The sequence below is a fragment of the Ruegeria sp. ANG-R genome, assembly GCF_000813985.1.
GTDB lineage: Bacteria > Pseudomonadota > Alphaproteobacteria > Rhodobacterales > Rhodobacteraceae > Ruegeria.
The window spans coordinates 1-24086 of the sequence record NZ_JWLJ01000003.1 but is presented as its reverse complement, the minus strand read 5'-3'; the positions used below and the strand labels follow the sequence as shown (position 1 = coordinate 24086).

General features: G+C 55.5%; 37 protein-coding genes and 1 pseudogene. 2 read left to right on the top strand and 36 right to left on the bottom strand.

Features of this window, described 5'->3' with window-relative positions:
- Positions 1-161 precede the first annotated feature (161 nt).
- The 29 genes and pseudogenes from rplQ to RA27_RS10410 form a co-directional block, all read right to left on the bottom strand.
- Positions 162-584 carry a 50S ribosomal protein L17 gene (rplQ, locus tag RA27_RS10545; RefSeq protein ID WP_039538314.1) on the bottom strand — a complete coding sequence of 141 codons (423 nt, stop codon included), beginning with the start codon at positions 582-584 and terminating at the stop codon, positions 162-164.
- 130 nt (positions 585-714) lie between these two features.
- Positions 715-1731, bottom strand: a complete 1017-nt coding sequence (locus RA27_RS10540) for a DNA-directed RNA polymerase subunit alpha (RefSeq protein ID WP_010437127.1) — start codon at positions 1729-1731, stop codon at positions 715-717.
- A 115-nt stretch (positions 1732-1846) separates the two neighbouring features.
- Positions 1847-2236, bottom strand: a complete 390-nt coding sequence (gene rpsK / locus RA27_RS10535; protein ID WP_010437126.1) for a 30S ribosomal protein S11 — start codon at positions 2234-2236, stop codon at positions 1847-1849.
- 15 nt (positions 2237-2251) lie between these two features.
- Entirely contained in the window at positions 2252-2620 is a 369-nt protein-coding gene (gene rpsM, locus RA27_RS10530; protein WP_008757392.1) for a 30S ribosomal protein S13, read from the bottom strand.
- 201 nt (positions 2621-2821) lie between these two features.
- A complete protein-coding gene (locus RA27_RS10525) occupies positions 2822-3397 on the bottom strand; it encodes an adenylate kinase (protein WP_039538310.1) in 576 nt (191 codons plus the stop codon).
- Entirely contained in the window at positions 3394-4758 is a 1365-nt protein-coding gene (gene secY / locus RA27_RS10520; protein WP_039538307.1) for a preprotein translocase subunit SecY, read from the bottom strand. Before secY ends, RA27_RS10525 begins: the two co-directional genes overlap by 4 nt.
- A 109-nt stretch (positions 4759-4867) precedes the next feature.
- The gene (gene rplO / locus RA27_RS10515) at positions 4868-5341 is read right to left on the bottom strand and encodes a 50S ribosomal protein L15 (protein ID WP_039538304.1); all 474 of its coding nucleotides are present in this window, start codon (positions 5339-5341) and stop codon (positions 4868-4870) included.
- Between the two features lie 201 nt (positions 5342-5542).
- A complete protein-coding gene (locus RA27_RS10510; RefSeq protein ID WP_039538301.1) occupies positions 5543-5758 on the bottom strand; it encodes a DUF1127 domain-containing protein in 216 nt (71 codons plus the stop codon).
- 730 nt (positions 5759-6488) lie between these two features.
- On the bottom strand, positions 6489-6677 hold the full coding sequence (rpmD, locus tag RA27_RS10505) for a 50S ribosomal protein L30 (RefSeq protein WP_039538297.1): 189 nt from the start codon (positions 6675-6677) through the stop codon (positions 6489-6491).
- A gap of 12 nt (positions 6678-6689) precedes the next feature.
- Positions 6690-7259: a 30S ribosomal protein S5 gene (rpsE, locus tag RA27_RS10500; protein WP_039538294.1), complete on the bottom strand. Its 570-nt coding sequence runs from the start codon at positions 7257-7259 to the stop codon at positions 6690-6692.
- Positions 7260-7374: 115 nt separating this feature from the next.
- Entirely contained in the window at positions 7375-7734 is a 360-nt protein-coding gene (rplR, locus tag RA27_RS10495) for a 50S ribosomal protein L18 (protein ID WP_010437103.1), read from the bottom strand.
- A gap of 11 nt (positions 7735-7745) precedes the next feature.
- The gene (gene rplF / locus RA27_RS10490) at positions 7746-8279 is read right to left on the bottom strand and encodes a 50S ribosomal protein L6 (RefSeq protein ID WP_039538290.1); all 534 of its coding nucleotides are present in this window, start codon (positions 8277-8279) and stop codon (positions 7746-7748) included.
- A gap of 12 nt (positions 8280-8291) precedes the next feature.
- Positions 8292-8684, bottom strand: coding sequence for a 30S ribosomal protein S8 (gene rpsH, locus RA27_RS10485; protein ID WP_010437099.1), 393 nt, complete (start codon positions 8682-8684; stop codon positions 8292-8294).
- A gap of 13 nt (positions 8685-8697) precedes the next feature.
- Positions 8698-9003 carry a 30S ribosomal protein S14 gene (gene rpsN, locus RA27_RS10480; protein WP_010437098.1) on the bottom strand — a complete coding sequence of 102 codons (306 nt, stop codon included), beginning with the start codon at positions 9001-9003 and terminating at the stop codon, positions 8698-8700.
- Between the two features lie 18 nt (positions 9004-9021).
- A complete protein-coding gene (gene rplE, locus RA27_RS10475) occupies positions 9022-9582 on the bottom strand; it encodes a 50S ribosomal protein L5 (RefSeq protein ID WP_039538287.1) in 561 nt (186 codons plus the stop codon).
- Positions 9575-9886 carry a 50S ribosomal protein L24 gene (gene rplX, locus RA27_RS10470; RefSeq protein WP_039538284.1) on the bottom strand — a complete coding sequence of 104 codons (312 nt, stop codon included), beginning with the start codon at positions 9884-9886 and terminating at the stop codon, positions 9575-9577. The genes rplE and rplX overlap by 8 nt, the downstream gene beginning before the upstream one ends.
- 2 nt (positions 9887-9888) lie before the next feature.
- Complete coding sequence (gene rplN, locus RA27_RS10465; RefSeq protein WP_008757934.1) at positions 9889-10257, bottom strand: 50S ribosomal protein L14; 369 nt, start codon at positions 10255-10257, stop codon at positions 9889-9891.
- Positions 10258-10334: 77 nt separating this feature from the next.
- Complete coding sequence (gene rpsQ / locus RA27_RS10460) at positions 10335-10565, bottom strand: 30S ribosomal protein S17 (protein WP_039538279.1); 231 nt, start codon at positions 10563-10565, stop codon at positions 10335-10337.
- Positions 10566-10569: 4 nt separating this feature from the next.
- A complete protein-coding gene (gene rpmC / locus RA27_RS10455; RefSeq protein WP_039538276.1) occupies positions 10570-10776 on the bottom strand; it encodes a 50S ribosomal protein L29 in 207 nt (68 codons plus the stop codon).
- A gap of 166 nt (positions 10777-10942) precedes the next feature.
- Positions 10943-11329 (bottom strand): hypothetical protein, encoded by a 387-nt coding sequence (locus tag RA27_RS10450; RefSeq protein WP_152610692.1) that lies wholly within the window; start codon positions 11327-11329, stop codon positions 10943-10945.
- Between the two features lie 116 nt (positions 11330-11445).
- Complete coding sequence (locus RA27_RS10445) at positions 11446-12066, bottom strand: 2OG-Fe(II) oxygenase family protein (protein WP_039538273.1); 621 nt, start codon at positions 12064-12066, stop codon at positions 11446-11448.
- Between the two features lie 210 nt (positions 12067-12276).
- On the bottom strand, positions 12277-12690 hold the full coding sequence (gene rplP, locus RA27_RS10440) for a 50S ribosomal protein L16 (RefSeq protein WP_039538270.1): 414 nt from the start codon (positions 12688-12690) through the stop codon (positions 12277-12279).
- A gap of 12 nt (positions 12691-12702) precedes the next feature.
- The gene (gene rpsC, locus RA27_RS10435) at positions 12703-13413 is read right to left on the bottom strand and encodes a 30S ribosomal protein S3 (protein WP_008758042.1); all 711 of its coding nucleotides are present in this window, start codon (positions 13411-13413) and stop codon (positions 12703-12705) included.
- Positions 13413-13793 (bottom strand): 50S ribosomal protein L22, encoded by a 381-nt coding sequence (gene rplV, locus RA27_RS10430; RefSeq protein ID WP_039538267.1) that lies wholly within the window; start codon positions 13791-13793, stop codon positions 13413-13415. The genes rpsC and rplV overlap by 1 nt, the downstream gene beginning before the upstream one ends.
- Positions 13794-13796: 3 nt before the next feature.
- Entirely contained in the window at positions 13797-14075 is a 279-nt protein-coding gene (gene rpsS / locus RA27_RS10425) for a 30S ribosomal protein S19 (RefSeq protein WP_010437056.1), read from the bottom strand.
- Positions 14076-14078: 3 nt separating this feature from the next.
- A complete protein-coding gene (rplB, locus tag RA27_RS10420) occupies positions 14079-14921 on the bottom strand; it encodes a 50S ribosomal protein L2 (protein ID WP_039538264.1) in 843 nt (280 codons plus the stop codon).
- A gap of 220 nt (positions 14922-15141) precedes the next feature.
- Positions 15142-16644 carry an ATP-binding protein gene (locus RA27_RS10415; protein WP_193746503.1) on the bottom strand — a complete coding sequence of 501 codons (1503 nt, stop codon included), beginning with the start codon at positions 16642-16644 and terminating at the stop codon, positions 15142-15144.
- A gap of 221 nt (positions 16645-16865) precedes the next feature.
- Positions 16866-16949, bottom strand: a pseudogene (locus RA27_RS23675) (50S ribosomal protein L23); the annotation flags it as partial.
- Positions 16950-16958: 9 nt separating this feature from the next.
- Positions 16959-17540: a YceI family protein gene (locus RA27_RS10410; protein WP_039538258.1), complete on the bottom strand. Its 582-nt coding sequence runs from the start codon at positions 17538-17540 to the stop codon at positions 16959-16961.
- 101 nt (positions 17541-17641) lie between these two features.
- Between RA27_RS10410 and RA27_RS10405 the strand changes: the two genes are divergently transcribed.
- On the top strand, positions 17642-18085 hold the full coding sequence (locus tag RA27_RS10405) for a MarR family transcriptional regulator (protein WP_241484046.1): 444 nt from the start codon (positions 17642-17644) through the stop codon (positions 18083-18085).
- 172 nt (positions 18086-18257) lie between these two features.
- Here RA27_RS10405 and RA27_RS10400 read toward each other — a convergent pair whose 3' ends face one another.
- From RA27_RS10400 to RA27_RS10375, 6 genes are all read right to left on the bottom strand, one after another.
- Positions 18258-19292, bottom strand: coding sequence for a fatty acid desaturase (locus RA27_RS10400; protein ID WP_052265254.1), 1035 nt, complete (start codon positions 19290-19292; stop codon positions 18258-18260).
- A 168-nt stretch (positions 19293-19460) separates the two neighbouring features.
- On the bottom strand, positions 19461-19757 hold the full coding sequence (locus RA27_RS10395; RefSeq protein ID WP_010437040.1) for a 50S ribosomal protein L23: 297 nt from the start codon (positions 19755-19757) through the stop codon (positions 19461-19463).
- On the bottom strand, positions 19754-20371 hold the full coding sequence (rplD, locus tag RA27_RS10390) for a 50S ribosomal protein L4 (RefSeq protein WP_010437039.1): 618 nt from the start codon (positions 20369-20371) through the stop codon (positions 19754-19756). The genes RA27_RS10395 and rplD overlap by 4 nt, the downstream gene beginning before the upstream one ends.
- Positions 20368-21093, bottom strand: coding sequence for a 50S ribosomal protein L3 (rplC, locus tag RA27_RS10385; RefSeq protein WP_039538255.1), 726 nt, complete (start codon positions 21091-21093; stop codon positions 20368-20370). The genes rplD and rplC overlap by 4 nt, the downstream gene beginning before the upstream one ends.
- An 18-nt stretch (positions 21094-21111) precedes the next feature.
- Positions 21112-21426, bottom strand: coding sequence for a 30S ribosomal protein S10 (gene rpsJ / locus RA27_RS10380; protein WP_008756422.1), 315 nt, complete (start codon positions 21424-21426; stop codon positions 21112-21114).
- Between the two features lie 196 nt (positions 21427-21622).
- Positions 21623-22576 (bottom strand): DUF2971 domain-containing protein, encoded by a 954-nt coding sequence (locus RA27_RS10375; RefSeq protein WP_039538253.1) that lies wholly within the window; start codon positions 22574-22576, stop codon positions 21623-21625.
- Between the two features lie 341 nt (positions 22577-22917).
- Between RA27_RS10375 and RA27_RS10370 the strand changes: the two genes are divergently transcribed.
- Positions 22918-23259 (top strand): RidA family protein, encoded by a 342-nt coding sequence (locus RA27_RS10370; protein ID WP_039538251.1) that lies wholly within the window; start codon positions 22918-22920, stop codon positions 23257-23259.
- 168 nt (positions 23260-23427) lie between these two features.
- Here the strand turns inward: RA27_RS10370 and RA27_RS23145 are convergent, their stop codons facing one another.
- Entirely contained in the window at positions 23428-23778 is a 351-nt protein-coding gene (locus tag RA27_RS23145) for an ion channel (RefSeq protein ID WP_193746502.1), read from the bottom strand.
- Between the last annotated feature and the right edge of the window lie 308 nt (positions 23779-24086).

The window sequence follows — 24086 nt, the reverse complement described above, 5'->3', positions numbered from 1 at the left end:
TCCACTCGCCCAGCAATGCAAGCGCGGCTTTCGTCCTGAGAATCCACTGGAACATGTTCAAATACGACATCAGGCTAACCCTGCCCGTTCTGCCATGCCCAAAAAAGAAGAACCCCCGCGCCGAAGGCGCGGGGGCTAAATTCGGAAAGCCGCGGGCTTTCTTATTCTTCGTCTGCGGCCTCTTCGGCGGCAACGCGGGCTTTGTCAGCCGCGCCTTTGGCGTCGACGTCACGATCAACGAATTCGATGATCGCCATCGGTGCCATGTCGCCATAGCGGAAGCCTGCTTTCAGGATGCGGACATAACCGCCCTGACGCTCGGCGTAGCGGGGGCCCAGAACTTCGAACAGCTTTGCGACGTCTTTGTCTTCTTTCAGCTGTGCTGCGGCCTGACGGCGGGCGTGCAGGTCGCCGCGCTTGCCCAAAGTGACCAGCTTTTCGATGATCGGGCGCAGTTCTTTTGCCTTGGGCAGAGTTGTTTTGATCTGCTCATGTTCGATGAGCGAGCCAGCCATGTTCGCAAACAGAGCTTTGCGGTGCTCATGAGTACGGTTCAGGCGGCGATAACCACGTGCGTGACGCATTTTCTAGTTCCTTCTTTCGCGTTTTGCTTTGTCTGGCCGGCGATGCGTGTCACCGGCTCTCCTTGGGGCGGAAGTGCCCATACGGTCCCCGGATAGTCCCAATTCGGGCCGGGCATTTGGGAAGACGCGCTTAGAACGCGTCTTCGAATTTCTTCGCCAGATCTTCGATGTTGTCGGGCGGCCAATCCTCGACATCCATGCCGAGGTGCAGACCCATGCCGGACAGCACTTCTTTGATCTCGTTCAGCGACTTGCGGCCAAAGTTCGGAGTGCGCAGCATCTCGGCTTCGGTCTTCTGGATCAGGTCGCCGATGTAAACGATGTTGTCGTTCTTGAGGCAGTTTGCCGAACGGACCGACAATTCCAGCTCGTCCACTTTCTTCAGCAGCAGCGGATTGAACTCCAGACCATCGTCTTCGTCCTGACGGCCAGCCGATTCCGGCTCGTCGAAGTTGACGAAGATCGACAGCTGGTCCTGCAGGATACGCGCGGCGAAGGCCAGAGCATCTTCGGGCGTGATCGAACCGTCGGTGTCGATCTTCAGGGTCAGCTTGTCATAGTCCAGAACCTGACCTTCACGGGTCGGCTGGACGTCATAGGCAACCTTTTTGACCGGCGAATAGATCGCGTCGATCGGGATCAGGCCGATGGGTGCATCTTCGGGCTTGTTCTTCTCAGCCGAGACGTAGCCTTTGCCGGTGTTGACGGTCAGTTCCATGAACAGGTCAGCGCCATCATCCAGGTGGCAAATGACGTGATCGCGGTTCAGAACCTCGATGCCAGCGCTTTCGCTGATGTCGCCAGCGGTGACGACGGCAGGGCCTTTGGCATTGATCGACAGGCGCTTGGGGCCTTCGACTTCCATGCGCAGCGACACGCCTTTGAGGTTCAGAATGATGTCGGTGACGTCTTCACGTACGCCCGCCACGCTCGAGAACTCGTGCAGGACGTTGTCGATCTGAACGCTGGTGATGGCCGCGCCTTGCAAGCTGCTCATCAGAACGCGGCGCAGCGCGTTACCCAGAGTCAGACCAAAGCCACGCTCCAGCGGCTCGGCAACCAGGGTTGCCTGACGTGCAGGGTCGTTGCCCGGCTTGCCGTCAAGCTGGGTCGGCTTGATCAATTCTGCCCAATTCTTGTGGATCATGTAATCCCTCCATTCCTGTCCGCGCCCCATGACCAACAAGGTGCAGACGCCCGAGGTTCAAAATGACGTGCTGGGGCCGTGCGAAAACGCGGGCCCCAGCTGAATTCAAAATCGCTTAGACGCGGCGGCGCTTCGGCGGACGGCAGCCGTTGTGAGCGATCGGTGTCACGTCGCGGATCGACGTGATGTTGAAGCCCACTGCGGCCAGCGCACGCAGAGCCGATTCACGGCCCGAACCGGGGCCCTGAACTTCGACTTCCAGCGTCTTGACGCCATGGTCCTGCGCCTTTTTGCCTGCATCTTCTGCAGCCATCTGAGCGGCGTAGGGTGTCGATTTCCGCGATCCTTTGAAGCCCATGGTACCGGCAGACGACCACGAAATGGCGTTGCCCTGTACGTCCGAGATCAGGATCTTGGTGTTGTTGAAGGTCGAGTTCACATGGGCAACGCCCGATGCGATGTTCTTGCGCTCTTTGCGCTTGATGCGAGTCTTATCGCGTGCCATCGGTCAGACCCTCCCTTATTTCTTCTTACCGGCAATGGCCTTTGCGGGGCCTTTGCGGGTACGAGCATTGGTGTGGGTACGCTGACCGCGAACCGGCAGGTTGCGGCGGTGACGCAGACCGCGATAGCAGCCCAGGTCCATCAGGCGCTTGACGTTCATCTGAACTTCACGACGCAGGTCACCTTCGACGGTGAAGTTCGCATCGATGTGCTCGCGGATGGCCAGAACTTCGGCGTCGGACAGTTCGTTGACGCGACGGTGCGCTTCAATGCCTACGGCTTCGCAGATCGCTTTGGCCGAGGTGTTTCCGATACCGGTGATATATGTGAGGGCGATTGGTACCCGCTTTGCAGTCGGGATGTTTACGCCGGCAATACGTGCCACGTGTCACTTTCCTTTTCGTTGCGGTTCCGTAACTCCAGAACCTTTTTTCACAACGCTTTACCGTGGCAGTGTGGCCAGAGGGTTCAGCATTATTCGAGGTGGTCGGGGCGTAGGGGACGAATCCCGCACGCGGTCTTGATTCCCTTTAGGGATGGGGGTCGATATGGGCTTTTGGTGGGGCCGTCAAGCCCCAACCTGAAGTCAGCCCAGAATCGCCTCGATCGAGGCGGTGACTTCTTCGATACTTGCCAGACCATTAACCGGGCGCAGGTCGCCCTTGGCGTGGTAGTACCCGATCAGTGGAGCGGTCTTCTTGTAATACTCCATCAATCGGATTCGCACGCTTTCTTCATTGTCATCCGCCCGCACAGGTTTCCCCGCAGCGCGTGCTTCTTCGGCCCGGTTGACGATGCGTTCTACCAGAACGTCGTCCTCGACTCGCATCTCGATGACCGTGTGCAACGATTGGCCCAACTTGGCCAACAATGCAGCCAGAGCATCCGCCTGTGCCAGCGTGCGGGGGAAGCCGTCAAAGATGAAGCCGGCGCCTTTTTCGGTCATCAGCTTCTCTTCGATCAGACCGATCACGATCTCATCCGTGACCAGCTTGCCTGCATCCATGATTGCAGCAACCTTCTGGCCCATCTCCGTACCCGAGGTTCTGGCCTCGCGCAGCATGTCGCCGGTGCTCAGCTGCACCATGCCACGGGTTTCAACCAAGTGCTGGGCTTGCGTGCCTTTGCCTGCCCCCGGGGGGCCGAGAAGAATGATGTTCATCGACGAGCAGCTCCCTTTCTGCCGCGTTTCTTGCTTTTGCCGCGCAGCTGGGACTTTTCAATCAGCCCTTCGTATTGATGCGCCAGCAGGTGGCTCTGGACCTGTTGGATCGTATCCATGGTCACCGAGACGATAATCAGAACCGATGTGCCGCCGAAATAGAACGGAATGGCAAACTGGCCCCGCAGGATTTCAGGCAACAGACAGACGGCGGCCAGATAGGCCGAACCCAGAACCAACACGCGGTTAACCACGTATTCCAGATACTCGGCAGTTTTCTTGCCCGGACGGATACCCGGCACAAAACCGTTCTGCTTTTTCAGGTTGTCCGCCACGTCGTCCGGTTTGAATGACACGTTGAACGTGTAGAAATAAGCGAAGAACACGATCATCGAAGCGAAGAACAGCAAGTACAGCGGCTGTCCGGGTCCGAAGTTGGCCAGAAGCCACGACATCACCGGGCCATTGGTGGCACCTGAGGAGAAGGTCGAGATCGTTACCGGCAGCAACAGCAGCGAGCTGGCAAAGATCGCCGGGATCACGCCCGCCGGGTTTACCTTGACCGGGAGGTGGCTCGAGCCGCCCTCATAGACCTTCATACCGGCCTGACGGCGCGGATATTGGATGTGGATCTTGCGCAAGGCACGTTCCATGAACACCACAAAGGTAATCACGGCGATCACCATCAAGATCACGCCCACAATCACGGCGGGGCTGATCGCACCGCTGCGTCCGCTCGCAAAGAACTGCGCCAGAGCAGCCGGAACCTCGGCAATGATGCCGACGAAGATGATCAGAGAGATGCCGTTACCGATGCCGCGCGCGGTAATCTGCTCACCCAGCCACATCAGGAACATGGTGCCGCCAACCAGAGTGATCATGGTCGACATGCGGAAATAGAGCCCCGGATCAGTCGCCAGATCGCCCGATTCCAACGACACGGCCAGACCATACGCCTGAACTGTGGCCAGCGCCACGGTGCCGAAACGGGTGTATTGATTGATCTTCTTGCGGCCCTGCTCACCCTCTTTCTTGAGTTGCTCAAGCGCGGGGACCATCGATGTCAGCAGCTGCACGATGATCGAGGCCGAAATGTAGGGCATGATGCCGAGGGCAAAGATACCCATCCGCCCCAGCGCCCCGCCGGTGAACATCGAAACCATGCCGCCGATGCCCTGCCCCGCCTGCTCCATGAACTCGCGCAGGGCTTGCCCGTCGATACCTGGGACCGGAATGAAGGTGCCCAGGCGATAGACGATCAACAAACCCAGCGTGAACAGGATGCGGTTGCGCAGATCGGTGGCTTTGCCCAAAGCAGCCCAGCTTGTGTTGGCTGCCATTTGTTCTGCTGCTGATACCATAAATCGGTCTCTCTTATGCAAACACCGCCCGGAACCGTTTTCCGGCTCGGGCGGCGTCTTGGAAAACTCTGAGGTCTATGTAAGCGGGTCTTGGCCCGCTCACAAGCGCTTACTCTGCCGCAGCAGCTTTTGTGACCGTCAGTGAACCGCCCGCTTTCTCGACTGCCTCAACGGCAGCTTTCGAAGCACCTGTCACTTCCAGGTTCACTTTGGCGCTGATTTCGCCTTTGGCCAGAACGCGGATACCGTCCAGCTTGCGGCGGACCAGTCCGGATGCAACCAGTGCGTCCTCGGTGATCGCAGCTTTGGCGTCCAGCTTGCCGGCGTCGACGAATTTCTGGATCAGGCCCAGATTGATAACAGCGAATTCCTTGCGGTTCGGCTTGTTGAAGCCACGCTTAGGCAGGCGCTGGTACAGCGGCATCTGGCCGCCTTCATAGCCATTGATGGCCACACCCGAACGGGATTTCTGGCCTTTGATACCACGGCCACCCATTTTACCTTTGCCGGAACCAGGACCACGGCCAACGCGGGTGCGTTTCGGTGCGGCGCCAGGATTGTCGCGCAGTTCGTTCAGTTTCATTTCGCTTCTCCTAAGCCGGATGTGACCCCCGAAGCGTGATGGGCCAAACACGGCATTTCTTGATTTTGATTCTCGTGGCTAAAATGCCACCGGAGCGCTGTACAGCGTTGTGCCCACAGTTGCAAGGTTTGTTGTCGCGCCTCACCGGAAACCAAAAGAGGCGCCCGATTGGCGCCTCTCTGTCGGTGAGTGGTGGGAGTGTTATGAGCAGTAGGCGTGCTCGCGCGCGATGTCGGCGATGTCGCAACGGCGGAGGCCGATATCATCCAACTCGCGATTGCTCAGACGCTGAAGCTCGGTATAGGTGCGGTTGTATTCCGCAGCCTGGGCGCGATTTACTTTCACGCGCTCAATCAGGTTCGCAATACGAGCGGTCAGGTTGAAGCCGCCATGTGTCAGTGTAGCTGTATGTGCCATATCTCTATTCCTTTCGAATGTCGGGGCGTATTCCCCGAGGTCACTTGTTTGTTCCTTCATTGGACAAGTGCGAGATAGGCGCAGACGATACCGCTAACAACGCGCGTTTTGGTCTAGCAGATATGCAAAGGGGGAATAACTCAATCGGTGTCTGCCTCAACAAGCGGGGAATGATCACTTGAAACGATCAAACTTGATTTCACTTCAATCTAGACGTGCAAGCAAACATCAAATACTCGTTAAAAACTGAGTATCTAAAGCACTTTACATGGTGACCATATATGAATTCTTCGAAGCTGCTCGTTTCGCTTCTTTTTTCAGCTGCTTGTGGATGCGCTGCGCCGAATTTGGACTTCGGTTCTGAACCCACGACTACAAGTTATACTGAGGCAAGCACTTCTGGGCTTTGGCCATTGAGACCCTACCCCACTTCTGAGGATGTCTGTGAAGTAATCAAAGAAAACCCCGCTATTCGCGAGCCTGCTACCGATAAATCATTCCTAATTGCTTGCCCAAAGCACGAAAAGGGCGCGCTGGCCGACCGACAAAGAGAAGGGGCCAAAGTCATCGCCAACGCGCGACATTGGACGATACTGGTTGTGCCCGGAAATTGAAGTACATCCGATTTGCTAAGCTGAATTGAGTGCGGCCAAATCGAATTTTAGGGCTCTCAAACGAAAACGCCCCCGATTTTGTCGGAGGCGCCTTGAAGCTTGCAGCGAATTCTCGCTTAACCGCGTTCTTCGATGATCTCAACAAGATGCGGGATCTTGTTGACCATGCCGCGGACCGAAGGGGTATCTTCCAGCTCGCGTGTGCGGTTCATCTTGTTCAGGCCCAGACCGATCAGGGTTGCGCGCTGTTCGGCGGGGCGACGGATCGGGGAGCCGATCTGCTTGACGACGATGGTTTTTGCCATGGGTCGCTCTCCTTATGCTTCTGCTTCAGCAGCAGCTGGTGCTTCGTCCCGCTTGGGCAGGATGTCAGCAACCTTTTTGCCACGACGTGCGGCAACCGAACGCGGGCTCTGCTCTTTCTGCAGGCCGTTGATGGTGGCGCGGATCATGTTGTACGGGTTCTGTGAGCCCAGCGACTTGGACACAACGTCCTTCACGCCCAGCATTTCGAACACGGCACGCATCGGACCACCGGCGATGATACCAGTACCTTCAGGTGCGGTGCGCATGACCACTTTACCAGCGCCGTGACGGCCCTCGATGTCGTGGTGCAGGGTACGACCTTCGCGCAGTTGCACGCGGATCATCTGACGCTTGGCTTGTTCGGTCGCCTTACGGATGGCCTCAGGTACTTCTTTCGCTTTACCTTTGCCAAAGCCGACGCGGCCTTTCTGATCGCCGACAACCACCAGAGCGGCGAAGCCAAAGCGCTTACCACCTTTTACGGTTTTCGACACACGGTTGATCGCAACCAGACGATCTGCGAATTCCGGTGCTTCGTCGCGGTCACGACCACGGCCCCGGCGGTTTTCACGTTCTGCCATTTGGCATCCCTTTTCTCATGTGGCGCCATTAGCGCCGTTTGTTCAATCCAAGTGAGCCCCGACTAGTGCCGAGGCCCCCGGATCATCGGGGCAGCTGCAAAGCTGCCCGCAAGTCTTAGATCTTCAGACCACCTTCACGCGCGGCGTCGGCAACTGCCTTCACCTTGCCGTGGAACAGGAAGCCACCACGATCGAAATAGGCCTCTTCGACGCCTGCCTTCTTGGCACGCTCGGCGATGGCTGCGCCCACTTTGGTGGCCGCTTCGACGTTGTTCTTGCCAACAACACCCAGATCTTTTTCCAAGGTCGAGGCCGACGCCAGGGTCACGCCACGTACGTCGTCGATCAGCTGAACAGAGATGTTCTTGTTCGAACGGTGTACGGACAGACGCGGACGACCCGCGTTGACCTTGCGAAGTTTGTTCCGAACGCGCAGGCGGCGCTTCAGAAACAGGGTTCTTTTGCTGTTTGCCATTGTTTGCGTCCTTACTTCTTCTTGCCTTCTTTGCGGAAGATGAACTCGCCCTTGTAGCGGATGCCCTTGCCTTTGTACGGCTCGGGACGGCGCCATTCGCGGATTTTGGCCGCGACTTCGCCCACCTGCTGCTGGTCGATACCTTCCACAACGATCTCGGTTTGCTTCGGCGCGGTGATGGTGACACCTTCCGGAGCAGTGAAATCAACATCGTGGCTGTAGCCCAGGTTCAGCTTCAGGGTGTTGCCCTGCATCTGAGCCCGGTAACCAACACCCTGGATCTCCAGCTCTTTTTTGAAGCCGTTGGTGACGCCTTCAACCAGATTGGCAACCATAGTGCGGCTCATGCCCCACTGCTGGCGCGCACGCTTGGACATGCCACGGGGGTCGATCTTGACCACGTTGTCTTCAACCGACAGCGTTACGTCATCGGTTGCGGTGAAGCTGCGGGTGCCTTTCGGACCTTTTACTTCGATGGTCTGACCCGACACAGAGGCGGAAACGCCGCTGGGCAGCTCGACCGGTTTTTTACCAATACGAGACATTGACAGACCTCCTTAGAAGACGGTGCAGAGCACTTCGCCGCCAACATTGTTGGAGCGAGCGTTTGCGTCCGACATCACACCTTTCGGAGTGCTGACAATCGACACGCCCAGACCCTGACGGACCTGCGGGATGTCATTGACGCCCATGTACACGCGACGACCGGGTTTCGAGACCCGCTTCAGTTCGCGAATAACAGGGGTGCCTTCGTAGTATTTCAGGCTGATTTCGATGGCCGGATGACCGTTTTCACCGGTCGTCGCTTCGTAGCCACGGATGTAACCTTCGTCCGCCAGCACGTCCAGAACCCAACCGCGCAGCTTGGATGCGGGGGTGGAAACAGTGGACTTGCCGCGCATTTGCGCGTTGCGGATACGGGTGAGCATATCGCCGATAGGATCGTTCATATCTATGTCTCCCTTACCAGCTCGATTTCACCATGCCGGGGATCTGACCAGCAGAACCCAGCTCGCGCAGCGCGATACGGCTGACCTTCAGCTTACGGTAGTAAGCGTGAGGACGACCGGTCAGCTGACAGCGGTTGTGCAGACGGGTAGCCGAGCTGTTGCGCGGCAGTTTCGCCAGTTTCAGACGCGCTTTGAAACGCTCTTCCATCGGCTTGCTCTCGTCATTCGCGATTTCTTTCAGCTCGGCACGCTTTGCGGCATATTTGGCCACCAGGCGTTCGCGCTTCTTCTCGCGTTCGATCATTGCTTTTTTAGCCATGTCTTATCCTCCCGGCGCTTACGCGTTGAACGGCATGTTGAATGCTTTCAACAATGCCTTTGCTTCAGCGTCGGTGTTCGCTGTGGTGGTGATGATGATGTCCAGGCCCCAGACCTCGTCGACCTTGTCGAAGTCGATTTCCGGGAACACGATGTGCTCTTTCATGCCCATGGCAAAGTTGCCACGACCATCGAAAGATGGTTTCACACCGCGGAAGTCACGAACGCGCGGCAGCGCGATGGTGATCAGACGATCCAGGAATTCGTACATCCGGTCACCACGCAGGGTCACTTTCGCACCCAGCGGCATGTCTTCACGGACGCGGAAACCCGCGATCGACTTCTTCGCCTTGGTCGCAACGGCCTTCTGGCCAGCAATCGCAGTCAGATCCTCGACAGCAGCTTTCGCTTTCTTCGAGTCTTTGACGGCCTCAGCACCGCAACCGATGTTCAGAACGATTTTTTCCAGCTTAGGCAGCTGCATGTCGTTCTTGTAGCCGAACTCTTCTTTCAGAGCGGCACGGATTGTTTCAGCGTACTGAGTTTTCAGACGCGGGGTATAGTTTGCGGTATCAAGCATCGATCACGTCCCCCGTGGTCTTGGCGAAGCGCACCTTCTTGTCGCCTTCCATGCGGAAGCCAACACGGGTTGCTTTGCCGTTTTTGTCCAGCAGTGCCAGGTTCGACAGCTCGATCGGGTTTGCCTGAGGCAGGCGACCACCTTGCGAGCTCTGGGTCTGGCGGGTGTGGCGGATGGCGATGTTGATGCCGTCGACAACAGCTTTACCGGCTTTCGGGTCAACCGAGGTGATAGTTCCCTCTTTGCCCTTGTCCTTGCCGGCCAGCACGACGACCTTGTCGCCTTTGCGGAGTTTAGCAGCCATGATTACAGCACCTCCGGAGCCAGCGAGATGATTTTCATGAAGTTCTTGCCGCGCAGTTCGCGAACAACGGGGCCAAAGATACGGGTACCTACGGGCTCGTTGTTGTTGTTCAGGATGACGGCGGCGTTGCGATCGAAACGGATCGCGGTGCCGTCTTCGCGACGGACTTCCTTGGCGGTGCGTACGACGACGGCCTTGCGGACGTCACCTTTCTTTACGCGGCCGCGCGGGATGGCTTCCTTCACCGAGACGACAATGATGTCGCCAACGGAGGCGTATTTACGCTTGGAACCACCCAGGACCTTGATGCACTGAACTCGGCGTGCGCCGGAGTTGTCAGCGACATCCAGATTGGTCTGCATCTGGATCATGTGGTTTCTCCCGACCTGTGGGGGCTGGTCTTGTTAAATCCCCCAGGGTTTCGACAAATGGAAAAATCCCGAAAAGCTTACGCTTCCAGAACTTCCCAACGTTTCGTCTTCGATTTCGGCGCGCATTCGATGATGCGTACGGTGTCGCCGACCTTGAAGGCGTTCTTTTCGTCATGAGCCCGGTACTTCTTGGACTTACGAACGGTTTTGTGCAGCAGCGGGTGCTTGAAACGGCGTTCAACCGAAACAGTCACGGTCTGCTCGTTGGCGTCGCTGGTTACGATTCCGGACAGGATACGCTTGGGCATCTGATTACTCCTCGGATGCCGCAGCAGCGGCCTTTTGGTTCAGAATGGTTTTGACGCGGGCGGCATTGCGGCGGGCCGCTTTGATGCCGGCAGTGTTTTCCAGCTGACCGGTTGCCTGTTGAAAGCGCAGGTTAAAGCTTTCTTTCTTCAGGTTGGCCAGTTCCTCGCGGAGCTGGTCCGGGGTCTTGTCACGCAGTTCTTGGGCGTTCATCGCCTTTTTCCTTTGCTCAAAACACCAGAAGGCCCCGTACACGGGTCACCTTTGACCTGGTGGATGAATGATAGACATACGAATCGCCCGACACAGCCGGGAGATCGCAGGATGCCGCTCTATAGGGGGTTAGAGGGTGGGTGGCAAGAGGAAGTTTGGCGCAATGCTACGCCGTTGTCTTTTTGATCGTTCGACGAATGATGTCTTCAAAATGCCAAGCGTCCGGCAAACGAGGCAACCACAGTTTGATGCGTGCGCCACGTAGCAAAAGGGCCGTTCTTGATCCACGGAAGTTCTTTATGTCGGATAGGCACATTTCACTCACCACTCCTCCAGCGTCCAAAACAACCACACGCTGCGTGGTGATTACGTAAATAGTTCTTCGAAAGATAAAATGTATCATCACCCACGGAAACATCATGAGCGTCGGCGCGATAACCGCGATCAATATTGCGTCTGACAGAGAAGGTAACAACCGCGCTCGAACCGCATAGACGGGTTGTTCGTTCTCGCCCAAAACGAGCAGTTCGATTTCTTCACGAAGGACAGTCAATGTCGCGACAATTACCTAAAATACAGTTAAATAGATGTGCTTCCATTCGGGTGGGCTCCGCCCGTTCGCCCCCTCAATCGCTCCACCGGAGCGATTGCCGCTTCGCGGATCGGGGCTTACTCCCACTTATAGTTAAAGCTTACCGAAATCCGCTCATCCTCGGCCATGTTCATCGGCACCTCGTGGCGCAACCAACCCTCCCACAGCAGAACGTCACCCACCTGCGGCTTAATGTAGATGAACGGCTGCAATTCCCGCCGCCCGCCTTTCAAACGCGTCGGCGCAGCCATCATCCGGCCAGAGCGGGGGTCTTCCAGCTTGAGGGCGCTCGCCCCTTGGGGCATTGCCACATAGGTTGTACCGGAGATGACGCTGTGCGGGTGAAGATGGCTTGAGTGCATTCCGCCCTCGGGCAGGATGTTGATCCACAAATCCTCTAACTTCAACGCGCGGTCGTCCAGATCAAACTCCAAATCCTTGGCAAAAGCAGCGACGTGCTGATCCAGGACTTTGACAAGATCGGCAAATATCGGAAACCGCCAAGGCAAATCGGTCAGCGACGCATAGCTGGTGTAGCCGGGATATGCATTCGCTTCACACCAGTCCTGCCCGGCCTCATCATCTTCAGCGATGACAAGGCAAGAGCTCTCCAGCTCCTCCGCGTCGATCCTGGGATCAAATTCAGACAGGGTTGCACGGTAGAGCCTGGTAACGAAAAGTGATTCAATCTGTGCCATTCTCGTCTCTTAGACCAGGCTTGCGGTAAAGGCGATGGGGGTTTTGCGAGGCTCTGCCTCGCGCTCCGGGATATTGTTAGCCAGATGAAGAACCGGACTCTGCTTCGTTCGGTCAAAAACACTGCCGTGGGGCAGCGCGCCCATGTTAAAGCCCCCGCCGATTTCCCGACGGGGGCTTATCTTGTCACGAACGGGGTCACCCCCAACCGCTTACCAGTCTTCGCGAACCACGACGCGGGTCTTGATCGGCAGCTTCATCGCGGCCAGGCGCAGGGCCTCGCGGGCGATGTCGTCATTGACGCCGTCGATCTCAAACATCACACGACCGGGCTTTACCTTCGCGGCCCAGAAGTCAACGGAGCCTTTACCTTTACCCATACGGACTTCGGTCGGCTTCGAGGTCACGGGAGTATCCGGGAAAATCCGAATCCAGACGCGGCCCTGACGTTTCATGTGACGGGTCATGGCACGACGTGCAGCTTCGATCTGACGCGCAGTGACGCGCTCGGGCTGCAGTGCTTTCAGACCGTAGGTGCCAAAGTTCAGATCGGAACCGCCTTTGGCGAGCCCCTTGATCCGGCCTTTGTGCATCTTGCGGAATTTAGTACGCTTTGGTTGAAGCATATCTTTCCCTCCTTAGCGACGACCGCCACCAGCACCACGAGGTGCAGGGCCGTCCTGGAGTTCCTGTGCTTTACGGTCACGTGCCTGCGGATCGTGCTCCATGATCTCACCTTTGAAGATCCAGACCTTGATCCCGATGATCCCGTAGGGAGTCATCGCTTCGGCATGTGCGTAATCGATGTCGGCACGCAGGGTGTGCAGAGGCACGCGGCCTTCGCGGTACCACTCGGTCCGTGCGATTTCGGCGCCGCCCAGACGACCAGCGACGTTCACCCGGATACCCAGGGCGCCCATGCGCATGGCGTTCTGAACCGACCGCTTCATTGCGCGACGGAACGAAACACGACGTTCCAGCTGCTGAGCGATGGACTCGGCAACCAGCTGCGCGTCAAGCTCGGGCTTGCGCACTTCGACGATGTTCAGGTGCAGTTCGCTGTCGGTCATGCGAGCAAGCTTTTTGCGCAGAACTTCGATGTCTGCACCTTTCTTGCCGATGATGACACCGGGACGTGCTGTGTGGATCGTAACGCGGCACTTTTTGTGCGGGCGTTCGATGATCACACGGGCAACACCGGCCTGCTTGCACTCTTTGTTGATGAACTCACGGATCTTGAGGTCTTCCAGCAGAAGATCACCGTAGTCCTTGGTGTCGGCGTACCAGCGGCTGTCCCAGGTGCGGTTGACCTGCAGGCGCATGCCGATCGGATTTACTTTATGACCCATTAGGCTTGCTCCTCAACTTGACGCACCTTGATGGTGATCTCCGAGAACGGCTTCATGATCTTGCCGAAACGGCCACGGGCACGCGGACGACCACGCTTCATGACCAAGTTCTTGCCAACCCAGGCTTCGGCGACGATCAGCTCGTCAACGTCCAGGTTGTGGTTGTTCTCGGCATTCGCGATTGCGGACTGCAGGCACTTTTTGACATCCTGCGCGACACGCTTGTTCGAGAAAGTCAGGTCGGTCAGAGCCTTCTCAACTTTCTTGCCGCGGATCATTTGCGCAACCAGGTTCAGTTTCTGCGGGCTGGTGCGAAGCATACGGGTTTTCGCCATTGCTTCGTTTTCAGCCACGCGGCGGGGGTTCTTTTCCTTGCCCATGACTTACTTCCGCTTCGCTTTTTTGTCTGCGGCGTGGCCATAATAGGTCCGGGTCGGCGAGTATTCACCGAACTTCTGACCGATCATGTCTTCCGAGACGTTGACGGGGATATGCTTATGGCCGTTGTAAACACCAAAGGTCAGACCCACGAACTGGGGCAGAATGGTGGAACGACGCGACCAAATCTTGATGACTTCGTTGCGGCCCGACTCGCGCGCTGCTTCGGCTTTTTTCAGCACGTAAGCATCGACGAAAGGACCCTTCCAAACAGAGCGAGACATAGATTAACGTCCCTTCTTCTTGGCGTGCCGCGAGCGGATGATCAGCTTCTGGGACGCTTTGTTCTTGTTGCGGGTACGCTTACCCTTGGTGTCCTTACCCCACGGTGTAACCGGTGTACGGCCACCCGAGGTACGACCTTCACCACCACCGTGCGGGTGATCGATCGGGTTCATTGCAACACCACGAACCGACGGACGAACGCCCTTGTGGCGCATACGACCGGCTTTACCGAGGTTCTGGTTCGAGTTGTCGGGGTTGGACACGGCACCAACGGTGGCCATGCATTCCTGACGGACCATGCGCAGCTCGCCCGAGCTCAGACGGATCTGAGCGTAGCCGCCATCGCGACCAACGAACTGAGCGTAAGTACCGGCCGCACGTGCGATCTGACCGCCTTTGCCAGGCTTCATCTCGATGTTGTGGACGATGGTACCGATTGGCATACCCGAGAACGGCATTGCGTTGCCCGGCTTGATGTCGGCCTTGGCGGATGCCACGACTTTGTCACCAACAGCCAGACGCTGCGGAGCCAGGATGTATGCCTGCTCGCCGTCCTCGTATTTTACCAGTGCGATGAATGCGGTCCGGTTCGGGTCATATTCGATCCGCTCGACGGCTGCCGCGACATCAAATTTGTTTCGTTTGAAGTCAACGATCCGGTAGAGACGCTTTGCGCCACCGCCGCGGCGGCGTGAAGTGATCCGTCCGGTGTTGTTCCGGCCGCCCGATTTGGTCAAACCCTCAGTGAGAGACTTGACCGGACGTCCTTTCCAAAGCTCCGAACGGTCGATCAGCACCAGCCCGCGCTGGCCCGGCGTCGTCGGCTTGTACGACTTGAGTGCCATGCTTTCTGTCTTCCGTTTAGCAAGTGCAGGGGATTTCCCCGCTATGTGATAGGCCCCCGTAGGTGCCAAGGGTATAGGGCCCCGAAGGTCCCCGGTTACAAATATCAGAGGCCCCGGAACGAATCCGAGGCCGCAAGATTGGGAGCATGTAACAGGGTTGGGGGTGGGTGTCTAGCCCCGTACACCCCGCAGTCAAAAACTCTGTTGGGCTAGACGAGCTTCAGAACTTAAGATTGAAAAGCGAGCCAAGTATTTGCTCGACGATCGCGCGATAATCTTCCAGTTCAACGTCAGTAATCTGGACAGTTGCTCGCTCATGAACCAACTTGTTTCTTCTATCGTAGTAGTGGCGAACTTTATTCCAAACAACATCATCTAAACTCAGGTGGGGTTTAACTAGGTTGATGACTTCGTGCCGTCTTTTGAAAAGCTCTAGAAGCTTCGCATCACCGTACTTGTCGGGTCGGAACAAATCTGCCCTGTGAACGATGAATTCTTTTAGCGCAATTTCGAGGTTGCTATCCAAGATCACAAGTGACAATCGATTTTTTGTCTGAATTTTCTTTCTTGAAATCGTGTCAGCGACACCCATCGCTTCGACAAGGCCAAGAGTCCAAGGCTGTTTTTGAATCGTTTCCGCGTTAGCTTCTATTAGCCTATCTGGATAAGACTTCCTTCTACCTCGGGGCAATGGCAAGTCTACTACCCTTTTGGCAGTACCATCTCCTTCCAAATCTATGACGTCGACCTCGCCCGTCTGATGGGCAAAAACCTGTTCGTCTCGAACATTCTTCAATCGGCGCGATACTTTGGTGAAATAAGTATTCAGAGCGATGATCCTATCCCTAATCGCAAGATAAGTTGGATGACTCCAGTTGAGCCCGCTCTTACTTGACGTCCAAGGCATAAGCTCTGGCGGCCCTGACAGCTCCACAATGGTTCTGGCCAACGAGGCGTCTGGGTGAGGGACACCAGCTTCACCTTTATAAAAACCTACTTCGTAAGACTTTTCATGGGCGACAATTAAGCGATCGTTGCAGTAGACGTATACTCCATAGTTTTCCTCGATCGGGTTTCGGTCTTGAAGCAAGCCAGCTGTAATCCTGACCGCGACGGCTTGATCATCGCTTGGGTAGATGTTGAATTCGGAAAGTTTCGGTTTGTGTTCTGGCGGGTATGCCCAAACGTCAAACTCAGTTTTTCCGACACTAACACCATTTACTCTGATGTCACATCCGTTGCCGATGAACTTGGAATAGACTTCAGATATGTGCCTTTGAAGTGTCTCGACATCCTGGTGCGAAAAGCCTTGCCGCAAGCTGGAGATCGAAACGTTGGTAGTACCCGGATTGATGTCGTTCACATGCTCAACTTCAACGTCCCAGGCGTCTTTAGCTAGCCATTCATCAGAAAGTACAAAACGGAAAGTTTCGTTTGTCTCATAACGCGAAGAGACCTCCACGCGTTGACCTAACGCAACACCCGCTCGCTTGCCACCAACACCAAAGTTCCCAATAAAATTAAAACCAACTTCATCGCGTGAAGCTCCAGGTGACACAAGTAGTTGAATGTCGTCTCGTGGCACTCCACCTGCATTGTCTCGAACGGTGATCAATTGGCGATCTACGTTGAGAAACAGGTCAATCTGAACCGGGTTACGACGCTTTCGCGCAGTCCAATGATCAATTGCATTGTCGATCAACTCACAGACCGACGTGCTCAAGCCATAGTCCGCTATTATTGATCTAAAAAGACGTTTCTGCGGAGTACCGTCAATAGAAAACGATTTTGCTGACATATCATGTTGATACTAGCCTAAGATTGAGTAGAGAAGATACATCTACAATTTAAGGTTCTTTGCGATATTGCGTCACATAGTTATCACGCAACAAAAAAACCCCCGCTTTCGCGGGGGCCTTTTTCTCTCTCCAAAGACGGGTCCGATCAGAGACCGGTGCTCACGTCGATGGTGTTCCCCTCTTCCAGGGTCACATATGCTTTCTTGACGTCTTTCCGACGACCCAATTCGCAGCATTCTTAGCCGTCAGCTTTCATCTCGGTATCGATCATGATGGTGATCGGCCCGGTTGAGAATGGTCCCACTCCAAATTCCGTGTGATCGATCTCACCCGTCGCCGAAAAGGCCACCCAATCGCCTTTGTAATATTCGATGGCGCCACCCAGCGGGTGCTCACCCTGATGGGTCAGCGTCGCATTCAGGGTTACTGGTTTGGTCACGCCATGGATGGTCATATCTCCGGTCACATCCGCTGTGGTATCACCGGTCCGTTTTATCTCGGTGCTGACGAAGGTGATCTCGGGATAGGTTTCGACCTCGAAAAAATCAGCCGATTTAAGGTGGTCATCCAGAGGGCCAAAGCCCGAAGCCAGGCTGTTCGTGTCAATCGTGACGTTCAGTGTCGAGGCCTCCACATCGTCGGCATCCAGATCCAGCGTGCCGTCTACTTTGGTGAACTCGCCAGTTTGGTTCGAAACACCTGCGTGGCTCCAACCGAACCGAACCTCGGTATGCCCCTGATCGGTCTTGTAGGTCTGCGCAAAGGCCGGTGTCACGGCGACGGTCAAGGCAGCGGCGGCAATCATAGACTTAAAGGTCATGGTCGTGTTCCTTTCATCCGATAGGCACTGGAATGTAGATGAAATTTCATCTAATTAATTCAAACCAAGACTGCAATCAGAAATAAGGCAAACACGAAGTTGTGAAGAACGATCTGCCAACGAAATTTGAGACAGAAATCTGGGTCGCAATGAACCGGGCCACGCGGCGTATCCAGTCGGACATCGGCGCGGCTTTGAAAAATGCGGGCCTTCCGCCATTGAAATGGTACGATCTGCTTTGGTCACTTGAACGGCACGGGGGCCAGTTGCGCCCCTACGAGCTTGCTCAGGACACCATATTCGAACAGTCAAACCTGTCCCATCTGAGCAAACGGCTGGCAGCAGAGGGACTGGTGGAGTTTGTCGAATTTGGCAGCGACCGGCGCGGCAAAGTTCTGAAAATCACGTCAGAAGGTCGCGACCTGCGAAAACGCATGTGGTCCATCTACGGCCCCATGCTGCACGAAAGACTGCGCGCGTTTCGCAAGGTGGACGGTTGGCAGGCATTCATCGAAGCGGAGCAGGATCAAGCTAATCCGGACTGAAAGGCCCCGCGCATCGGAACACAAGAAAGCCTCTTCCGAGGGCCCTTAATATCTTTTCAAAGGCGGGTCCAACCAGTGACCGATGGGCACATCGATGGTGTTTCCCTCTCCAAGGTTAACGAGCTTTTTTTGAGGTCTTTCAGATTGACCGACAGGCAGCGAGACCTAGCCCTCACCCATAAAGCCTGCGGGCTTCTGCAAAGGACAAAAGGCGACGGCTCTTCTCATCCCACAGGTGCAGGCGCGCGTTGGCGAGGCTTTCTCGGATGGTCATGCGGTTGCTGTTTGCCAGCTCATCATGATCACGCAGCACCTCGGTCAGGCGGTAGAACGGGATGCGGCTGTACAGGTGGTGTACGTGATGGATGCCGATATTGGCGCTGAACCATTGTAGCACCGAGGGCAGGATGTAGTGGGAACTTCCGTGCAGGGCGGCCTCGTGCAGTTGCCAGCTCTCATCAGGGCTCCAGTGCGTGCCCTCGAATTGGTGCTGTACGTAGAACAGCCACACTCCGGCTGTTGCAGCGATCAGGGTTGAAGGCAGAAAGATCAGCAGCATCGGCATGAGACCGCCAAAATAGTAGATAAGACATAGTGCAGCAAGAATGGCGGCATTTGTCACCATCGCACTGATCCAGAATTTCAGACCACCCATCAGGCCCAGTGGCAGACGGTTTTGAAGCAGGAACAGATAGCCGGGGCCGAAGACGAACAGAGTGATCGGATGCCTATAGGCGCGGTACCAGATTTGGTTTATTGGGCTCAGCGCTCGATACTCGGTGACTGTTAACGTATGGATGTCTCCCATCCCCCGTTTGTCCAAATTACCCGAGCTGTTGTGATGCGAGGAATGTGTTCGGCGCCAAACATCATATGGGGTCAGTGTCAGCACACCAATTGCTCGCCCAACCCAATCGCTGACGTCCCGGTTCTTGAAAAACGCCCCATGTCCGCAATCGTGCTGAATGGCAAACAAGCGCAGCAGGAACGCAGCGTTGAGTACAGAAATCGCAAAGGCCAACCAATAGCTAACGGACAAAGACATCCAAGACAGCGCCCAAAGCGCAAAGAAAGGGACAAGACTGACGCCCAACTCAAATGAACTGCGCCACTGGTTCGGTTCACGGTATTTGGCAAGAGTCGATACCCAATCCCGTGCGGCGTTCACATCCGGATTTTCCCGGGTCAAGTGTGAGGGTTGAGTCATACGCCTGCCATGTCTTTTATTTGTTGGGAACCGGATAGACTACCGACCCGACTTAGCAAGCGATTTGTGCAAAACATGGTTGTTCTGCGCTCAATTTTCTGTGTCGCCGCTAAAGAAAAACCCCCGCTTTCGCGGGGGCCTTCAGCTCATTCCAAGGACAATTCCCGATCAGAGACCGGTGCTTACGTCGATGGTGTTCCCCTCTTCCAGGGTCACATATGCTTTTTTGACGTCTTTCCGACGGCCCAGTTGGCCGCGGAACCGCTTGACCTTGCCTTTGGTCACGGTGGTGTTCACCGCTTTGACCTTCACACCAAACAGCGCCTCAACGGCCTCTTTGATTTGCGGCTTGTTGCTGTCGATCGCCACTTCAAAGACAACCGCGCCGTTTTCGGACGCCATGGTCGACTTTTCGGTGATGACCGGCTTGCGGATCACGTCGTAGTGTTCTGCCTTCGCGCTCATTTCAGACGAGCCTCCAGTGCTTCGACAGCCGCTTTGGTGAGCACCAGGGTGTCACGCTTGAGGATGTCATAGACGTTTGCGCCCATCGACGGCAGGATATCCAGACCTTCGATGTTCTTGGACGCTTTCAGGAACCCTTCGTTCACGGTCGCGCCGTCGATGACCAGAGCGCGTTTCCAGCCCAGGTTTGCAACCTGTTTGGCCAGAGCGGCGGTCTTGCCTTCGGCTTCGGCATTCTCGATCACAACCAGTTCACCTGCCTTGGCTTTTGCCGACAGAGCGTGGCGCAGGCCAAGCTTGCGGAACTTCTTGGGCAGGTCGTGACCATGCGAACGAACCACGGGGCCTTTGTAGATACCACCACCACGGAAGATCGGCGCATTGCGGTCACCATGGCGTGCGCCACCGGTGCCCTTCTGGCGATAGATCTTCTTGGTCGAGTAGCTGGTTTCCGAGCGGGTCTTGACCTTGTGGGTGCCGGCTTGCGCGTTGTTGCGCTGCCAACGGACCACACGGTGCAGGATGTCCGCGCGCGGCTCGAGGCCGAACAGGTCTGCATCCAGCTCGATGTTGCCGGCTTTGCCGCCGTCCAGTTTGATTACATCAAGTTTCATGCTTCACCACCTTCCGCGGGAGCTTCTTCCGCAGGTGCTTCAGTTGCGGCACCTTTTACGGCTGCCGGGAACGGCAGACCTTCGGGTGCTTTCTTCTTGACGGCGTCCTTGACGGTGACCCAGCCCGATTTTGGTCCGGGAACGGCGCCTTTGATGAAGACCAGGTTCCGGTCGGCGTCGGTTTTGACGACTTCCAGGTTCTGGGTGGTAACACGGGCAGCACCCATGTGACCGGCCATCTTCTTGCCTTTGAACACCTTGCCCGGGTCCTGACACTGACCGGTCGAACCGTGCGAACGGTGGCTGATCGAAACACCGTGCGAGGCGCGCAGACCACCAAAGTTCCAACGCTTCATCGCACCGGCAAAGCCTTTACCGATCGAGGTACCCGAAACGTCAACTTTCTGACCTTCCAGGAAGTGTTCTGCCGAAATCTCGGCGCCCACATCGATCAGGCCATCTTCGGAGACGCGGAACTCGGCCAGCTTACGCTTGGGCTCAACCTTTGCAGCGGCATAGTGACCGCGCATGGCTTTCGAGGTGCGTTTTGCCTTGGCAGCACCGGCGCCCAGCTGAACGGCGGTGTAGCCGTCTTTGTCAGCGGTGCGCTGTGCAACAACCTGCAGGTTGTCCAGGTGAAGAACGGTCACAGGGATCTGCTTGCCGTCTTCCATGAACAGGCGGGTCATGCCAACTTTTTTTGCGATAATACCAGAGCGCATATTCTATACCCTCCGATCTTACGACTGCAGTTTGATCTCGACGTCCACACCAGCAGCGAGGTCGAGCTTCATCAGCGCGTCAACGGTCTGGGGGGTCGGATCAACGATGTCCAAGAGGCGCTTGTGGGTGCGGATCTCGAACTGGTCGCGGGATTTCTTGTCAACGTGAGGGCCACGGAGAACCGTGAACTTCTCAATCTTGTTCGGCAGCGGGATCGGGCCGCGCACGTTCGCGCCGGTCCGCTTGGCAGTGTTGACGATCTCTTGCGTGCTGGCATCCAGAACGCGATAGTCAAATGCCTTCAGCCGAATACGGATGTTTTGGCTTTGCATAGATACAGCCTTTTATCAGGCGTTGAGGTTGAGAGGAGGACAAGCGCGCATCGCCAACCCTCTTCGAACCCAAAAGGCGGGAATCACCCCGCCTCGATGTTCTTACTGAGAACTCGCGCGTATTAGTGGGGTTGGTGGGGTTTGGCAAGGGGTATTGTTTGGGCTCGCTTCATTCGACGTCAAACATCGTTGCCGACTAACCAGTTCGCAACGGGATGTCCGAAGCTATGACTTTACAATCGCTGTTTTCCACTCCGATGACCGTCAAGGCGCTTACGAAGGCTCGCTGGCTGACGTAAGGATATTCAGTCGGTCCAATCACCACTCTTTCGAGAAGAGTTGGAACATCAGCGCTGAACAATCCTTGTTCGGGATCATTCTTGAGTGGAAGTGAGTAAACGATTTGCGGGACGCCTCCCAAGACTTCTATGCGCTCAATCATTGCTGAGCTTCTCTGAGCATTGGGGCGATAGAACAAACGCCATTCTCTTTCCTCAGAAAAACCCGGGTGTTTTGTCGAAATAGCACTTAGAAACAACATGTGTTGAATATGTTCAACCATTGCTGGCTGGCCTAGCGATTTAAGGTACCTGCGGTTTATTAGAATAGAGTCCGTGGTCTTGTCCAAGCGATCTCGGTACTCATCTAAAGACAGGTATTCAACGGGAATCGAGTACACACCTAGAAGGTCTGTGACCGCCATTAAAGGGGTGTTGTTGATTACGAGCGCCGTATCTCCGTAGGCTCGCCACATCGATAGTCGACCGCTACGGTCTTCTGTTTTATCATGTTCGGAAATACAAGCGATATATGTTTCCAATCGCCAATCATCCACCCATCCATCGAGGCGTTCGTTAACTAACGCAATCGTACCTTCAAATATGTCTTCGACTGACTCTTGGAAACGCTGCCCTGCAGGTCCTGTCAATGCTTGGCGCATCAATTCTAAGCCGTACGAAATTTCCGAGAAATCGTTCAATACAGTGGCATTGCGAAACCAAAGCTCTTGGTTTCGTATGATTTTCAATGCAGTATCTGCATTCGTATAGTAGGCGAACCTTTGACTACTTGCCGCTACTTTGCCCACCCTTTCAAGATAGCCGGGTTGGAAAATTTCAGCAAATTTCAATGTATCTGGATCAAGTTGCATCTAAATGAAGAGCCTCCACGCTCAATAAGACAGGCACTGGTTCATTTCTTAAACCCTGTATTGGATGAAACCCACCAAAAAGGCCGCCCCATTTTGGGGCGGCCTTCTTTAGTCTCACCGATGTGCCGGGCTGAAGCCCGGCCTACCGTGATTACTCGATGATTTTCGACACAACGCCGGCGCCGACGGTGCGGCCGCCTTCGCGGAATGCGCGCCCATATCACATCACTTCTCAGCCGCTTCAAATTCTCTGAATACCGCTCAATCTGTTTTCGTTTGCCAAGGTCTAAAACTTGTGACCATGAACAATCACATCAAACATTCAAAGCGAGAGTTTCCCCATGATTGAACGCATCGACACCGGTGAACGGTCCTCGAAAATCGTGAAGCACAACGGCGTGGCCTATCTGACCGGGCAGGTCGCCGAAGGTGAGACGATTCAGGAACAAGTCCGAATATGTCTCGAGAAAATTGATGCACTGCTCGAACAGGCCGGTTCATCGCGTGAAAAGATGCTGCGCGTGACGATTTGGCTGGCCGATATGAAAGATTTTGCTGGGTTGAACGAGGTCTGGAACGCCTGGGTTCCAACAGGCCATGCCCCCGCGCGCGCTTGCGGTGAGGCCAAACTGGCGCGTCCCGAGTTGAAGGTCGAGTTCATCGTAGACGCGGCTTACGACTGATCTCGCAGTTCGTGTCGCTTTCGGGTTTTGATCGGAACCCAAACTAAAGAAGGCCGCCCCTTGTGGGGCGGCCTTCTTTAGTTCAACGCTGTGGGCTCTCATTGCTCTCTCAGAGCAAGGGCCATTCGCCAAATATTAGATCAAGCATCTGTTTCGAAAGCCTTCTGCCTATCTGTCGCGATGTTTCAGCGCTTTACGTCGGATATTGTTCAATACATCCGTCAGCATCGCGGTCATCATACCGAACATCAAAAAACCGTTGGCCGCAGTCATACCCCCGAGGATTCGTAGCGCTTTCGGAAGTTCCGACTCGCCCAGACCCAACGTCGTGTAGGCAATCAACGTATAGTAAGTGGCGGATTCAAGATCCGGGAAAACAGCCAGAAAATGATACACAACAGCCCACATCCAAATCCCGATTGTCATCATCCCCATCGCGGTCGAAATTGCCAATACAATAACCAGCAAAGACTGTCCGCCCCGATGGATGCGTGTTGCGCGGTGATTGACCTTCGACAACAACCAACTCAGACACCACCATAAACAAGCCGCAATGACCAACGATGTGTGGGTCAGAATTGATCCAATGACAATTTGAAAAAGCATAGGTTATAGCTCGCCAATTTCCTTGAAGATGTGACTGCACTGCAAGGGCACGCGGCACTTTGTGTCTAGGTCGCGCAAATACAAGTACCGCTTGTCTGTTTTCTTTCGAGAGACTCTATAGCGCCCGGACGCATCGCTGAAAATCTCCGAAGAATCCTCGCCGAGAGCTCGCCACCTGCACCCTGATAAACTTGTGATCAAGAGTTGAAATCAAAGGCCGC

Excerpts from the sequence above, each read along its gene's own strand:
- rplN (WP_008757934.1), bottom strand. The coding sequence starts at position 10,257 with ATGATCCAGATGCAGACCAATCTGGATGTCGCTGACAACTCCGGCGCA.
- rplO (WP_039538304.1), bottom strand. The coding sequence starts at position 5,341 with ATGAAACTGAACGAACTGCGCGACAATCCTGGCGCCGCACCGAAACGC.
- rplC (WP_039538255.1), bottom strand. The coding sequence starts at position 21,093 with ATGCGCTCTGGTATTATCGCAAAAAAAGTTGGCATGACCCGCCTGTTC.
- secY (WP_039538307.1), bottom strand. The coding sequence starts at position 4,758 with ATGGTATCAGCAGCAGAACAAATGGCAGCCAACACAAGCTGGGCTGCT.
- rpsK (WP_010437126.1), bottom strand. The coding sequence starts at position 2,236 with ATGGCACGCGATAAGACTCGCATCAAGCGCAAAGAGCGCAAGAACATC.
- rpsS (WP_010437056.1), bottom strand. The coding sequence starts at position 14,075 with ATGTCTCGCTCTGTTTGGAAGGGTCCTTTCGTCGATGCTTACGTGCTG.
- RA27_RS10410 (WP_039538258.1), bottom strand. The coding sequence starts at position 17,540 with ATGACCTTTAAGTCTATGATTGCCGCCGCTGCCTTGACCGTCGCCGTG.
- RA27_RS10525 (WP_039538310.1), bottom strand. The coding sequence starts at position 3,397 with ATGAACATCATTCTTCTCGGCCCCCCGGGGGCAGGCAAAGGCACGCAA.
- rpmC (WP_039538276.1), bottom strand. The coding sequence starts at position 10,776 with ATGAACGCCCAAGAACTGCGTGACAAGACCCCGGACCAGCTCCGCGAG.
- RA27_RS10540 (WP_010437127.1), bottom strand. The coding sequence starts at position 1,731 with ATGATCCACAAGAATTGGGCAGAATTGATCAAGCCGACCCAGCTTGAC.
- RA27_RS10400 (WP_052265254.1), bottom strand. The coding sequence starts at position 19,292 with ATGACTCAACCCTCACACTTGACCCGGGAAAATCCGGATGTGAACGCC.
- rplX (WP_039538284.1), bottom strand. The coding sequence starts at position 9,886 with ATGGCTGCTAAACTCCGCAAAGGCGACAAGGTCGTCGTGCTGGCCGGC.
- rpsJ (WP_008756422.1), bottom strand. The coding sequence starts at position 21,426 with ATGCAAAGCCAAAACATCCGTATTCGGCTGAAGGCATTTGACTATCGC.
- rpsC (WP_008758042.1), bottom strand. The coding sequence starts at position 13,413 with ATGGGTCATAAAGTAAATCCGATCGGCATGCGCCTGCAGGTCAACCGC.
- rpsE (WP_039538294.1), bottom strand. The coding sequence starts at position 7,259 with ATGGCAGAACGTGAAAACCGCCGGGGCCGTGGTCGTGACCGCGACGAA.
- rpmD (WP_039538297.1), bottom strand. The coding sequence starts at position 6,677 with ATGGCAAAAACCATCGTCGTCAAGCAGATCGGCTCCCCGATCCGTCGC.
- rplF (WP_039538290.1), bottom strand. The coding sequence starts at position 8,279 with ATGTCTCGTATTGGTAAAAAACCGGTCGAGCTGCCCAGCGGCGTTTCC.
- RA27_RS10510 (WP_039538301.1), bottom strand. The coding sequence starts at position 5,758 with ATGGCACATACAGCTACACTGACACATGGCGGCTTCAACCTGACCGCT.
- rplR (WP_010437103.1), bottom strand. The coding sequence starts at position 7,734 with ATGGCAAACAGCAAAAGAACCCTGTTTCTGAAGCGCCGCCTGCGCGTT.
- rpsN (WP_010437098.1), bottom strand. The coding sequence starts at position 9,003 with ATGGCTAAAAAAGCAATGATCGAACGCGAGAAGAAGCGCGAACGCCTG.
- RA27_RS10370 (WP_039538251.1), top strand. The coding sequence starts at position 22,918 with ATGATTGAACGCATCGACACCGGTGAACGGTCCTCGAAAATCGTGAAG.
- rplD (WP_010437039.1), bottom strand. The coding sequence starts at position 20,371 with ATGAAACTTGATGTAATCAAACTGGACGGCGGCAAAGCCGGCAACATC.
- RA27_RS10395 (WP_010437040.1), bottom strand. The coding sequence starts at position 19,757 with ATGAGCGCGAAGGCAGAACACTACGACGTGATCCGCAAGCCGGTCATC.
- rplP (WP_039538270.1), bottom strand. The coding sequence starts at position 12,690 with ATGCTTCAACCAAAGCGTACTAAATTCCGCAAGATGCACAAAGGCCGG.
- rpsQ (WP_039538279.1), bottom strand. The coding sequence starts at position 10,565 with ATGCCCAAGCGTATCCTGTCCGGAATCGTAACCAGCGACGCCAACGAG.
- RA27_RS10445 (WP_039538273.1), bottom strand. The coding sequence starts at position 12,066 with ATGGCACAGATTGAATCACTTTTCGTTACCAGGCTCTACCGTGCAACC.
- rpsH (WP_010437099.1), bottom strand. The coding sequence starts at position 8,684 with ATGAACGATCCTATCGGCGATATGCTCACCCGTATCCGCAACGCGCAA.
- rplB (WP_039538264.1), bottom strand. The coding sequence starts at position 14,921 with ATGGCACTCAAGTCGTACAAGCCGACGACGCCGGGCCAGCGCGGGCTG.
- RA27_RS10375 (WP_039538253.1), bottom strand. The coding sequence starts at position 22,576 with ATGCAACTTGATCCAGATACATTGAAATTTGCTGAAATTTTCCAACCC.
- rplQ (WP_039538314.1), bottom strand. The coding sequence starts at position 584 with ATGCGTCACGCACGTGGTTATCGCCGCCTGAACCGTACTCATGAGCAC.
- rplE (WP_039538287.1), bottom strand. The coding sequence starts at position 9,582 with ATGCTTGATACCGCAAACTATACCCCGCGTCTGAAAACTCAGTACGCT.
- rplV (WP_039538267.1), bottom strand. The coding sequence starts at position 13,793 with ATGGGCAAGGAAAAGAACCCCCGCCGCGTGGCTGAAAACGAAGCAATG.